This is a genomic window from Pseudomonas sp. MDV22-iso1, assembly GCF_058145095.1.
Genome location: NZ_JBYVMF010000060.1, coordinates 1 through 2,627 on the forward strand (window position 1 = coordinate 1; position 2,627 = coordinate 2,627).

The window sequence follows — 2,627 nt, forward strand, 5'->3', positions numbered from 1 at the left end:
TGAGCGCCAGCGTCATTCCGGAAAGCATCAAAGGCACCAGCGTCCTGGGCATGGACGACGGTTTGAGCGAAGCCGACGCCCTGGCGTTGATCAAAGGTATCGCGGCCAAGAACCAGCTGTTCAAAACCTATATCGGCCAGGGTTACTACGGCACGCACACGCCGTCGCCGATCCTGCGCAACCTGTTGGAAAACCCGGCCTGGTACACCGCCTACACCCCGTACCAGCCGGAAATTTCCCAGGGCCGCCTCGAAGCCCTGCTGAACTTCCAGACCCTGATCAGCGACCTGACCGGCCTGCCGATTGCCAACGCTTCGCTGCTGGATGAAGCCACCGCGGCTGCCGAAGCCATGACCTTCTGCAAGCGCCTGAGCAAGAACAAAGGCAGCCACGCGTTCTTTGCGTCCGTGCATTGCCACCCGCAAACCCTGGATGTATTACGTACCCGCGCCGAGCCATTGGGCATCGACGTCGTGGTGGGCGACGAGCGCGAGCTGAGCGACGTCAGCGCCTTCTTCGGCGCCCTGCTGCAGTATCCGGCGAGCAACGGCGACCTGTTCGACTACCGCGAACTGACCGAGCGTTTCCACGCTGCCAACGCACTGGTGGCGGTCGCGGCTGACTTGTTGGCGCTGACGGTGCTGACCCCGCCGGGCGAGTTCGGTGCTGACGTCGCCATCGGCAGCGCGCAACGCTTCGGCGTGCCGCTGGGTTTCGGTGGCCCGCACGCCGCGTTCTTTTCGACTAAAGATGCGTTCAAGCGCGACATGCCGGGCCGTCTGGTGGGCGTCTCGGTGGACCGTTTCGGCAAGCCGGCCTTGCGCCTGGCGATGCAGACCCGCGAGCAACATATCCGCCGCGAGAAAGCCACGTCGAACATCTGCACCGCGCAAGTGCTGCTGGCCAACATCGCCAGCATGTACGCCGTGTACCACGGTCCCAAGGGCCTGACGCAGATTGCCCAGCGCATTCATCACCTGACCGCGATTCTGGCCAAGGGTTTGAAGGCTTTGGGTCTGCGCGTTGAACAGGACAGCTTCTTCGATACGCTGACGATCAACACCGGCGCCAACACTGCCAAGCTGCACGACAAAGCGCACGCGCAGAAAATCAACCTGCGCGTCGTCGATGGCGAACGTCTGGGCCTGTCCCTCGACGAAACCACTTCGCAAGCCGACGTTGAAACCCTGTGGAGCCTGCTGGCCGACGGCAAGGCGCTGCCAGACTTCGCCGCCCTCACCGCGTCGATCGTCAGCACGATCCCGGCCTCGCTGGTTCGCCAGTCGCCAATCCTCAGCCACCCGGTGTTCAACCGTTATCACTCCGAAACCGAGCTGATGCGCTACCTGCGCAAGCTGGCCGACAAGGACCTGGCCCTGGATCGCACCATGATCCCGCTGGGTTCGTGCACCATGAAACTCAACGCTGCCAGCGAAATGATCCCGGTCACCTGGGCTGAATTCGGTGCGCTGCACCCGTTCGCCCCGGCCGAGCAAAGCGCCGGCTACCAGCAGTTGACCGACGAACTGGAAGCGATGCTCTGCGCCGCCACCGGTTACGACTCGATCTCGCTGCAACCGAACGCCGGTTCCCAGGGTGAGTACGCTGGCCTGCTGGCCATCCGTGCGTACCACCAGAGCCGTGGCGAAGACCGTCGCGACATCTGCCTGATCCCGTCGTCCGCCCACGGCACCAACCCGGCCACCGCCAATATGGCCGGCATGCGCGTGGTCGTGACCGCCTGCGATGCCCGCGGCAACGTCGACATCGAAGACTTGCGCGCCAAGGCGATCGAGCACCGCGAACACCTCGCCGCGCTGATGATCACCTACCCGTCGACCCACGGTGTGTTCGAAGAGGGCATCCGCGAAATCTGCGGGATCATTCACGACCACGGTGGCCAGGTGTACATCGACGGCGCCAACATGAACGCGATGGTTGGCCTGTGTGCACCGGGCAAGTTCGGCGGCGACGTGTCCCACTTGAACCTGCACAAAACCTTCTGCATTCCCCACGGTGGTGGCGGCCCGGGCGTCGGCCCGATTGGCGTGAAAGCGCACCTGACTCCGTTCCTGCCGGGCCACGCCCACATGGAACGCAAGGAAGGCGCGGTCTGCGCGGCACCGTTCGGCAGCGCAAGCATTTTGCCGATCACCTGGATGTACATTCGCATGATGGGCGGCGCCGGCCTCAAGCGCGCTTCGCAACTGGCGATCCTGAATGCCAACTACATTTCCCGTCGTCTCGAAGAGCACTACCCCGTGCTGTACACCGGCAGCAACGGCCTGGTGGCACACGAATGCATCCTCGACCTGCGCCCCTTGAAAGACAGCAGCGGCATCAGCGTTGATGACGTGGCCAAGCGCCTGATCGACTTCGGTTTCCACGCGCCCACCATGTCGTTCCCGGTGGCCGGCACGTTGATGATCGAACCGACCGAAAGCGAATCCAAAGAAGAACTGGACCGCTTCTGCGACGCCATGATCCGCATCCGCGAAGAGATTCGTGCGGTGGAAAACGGCACGCTGGACAAGGACGACAACCCGCTGAAAAACGCCCCGCACACTGCGGCGGAGCTGGTGGGCGAGTGGTCGCATCCGTATAGCCGTGAACAGGCGGTGTATCCG

General features: G+C 63.4%; 1 protein-coding gene. It reads left to right on the forward strand.

The genetic code is table 11. The annotated features are described in order from the left end of the window. Window positions 1-2,627, forward strand: a 2,627-nt coding sequence (gcvP, locus tag AC3ZVB_RS29225) for an aminomethyl-transferring glycine dehydrogenase (RefSeq protein ID WP_490148506.1), incomplete at both ends; no start/stop codon positions are given.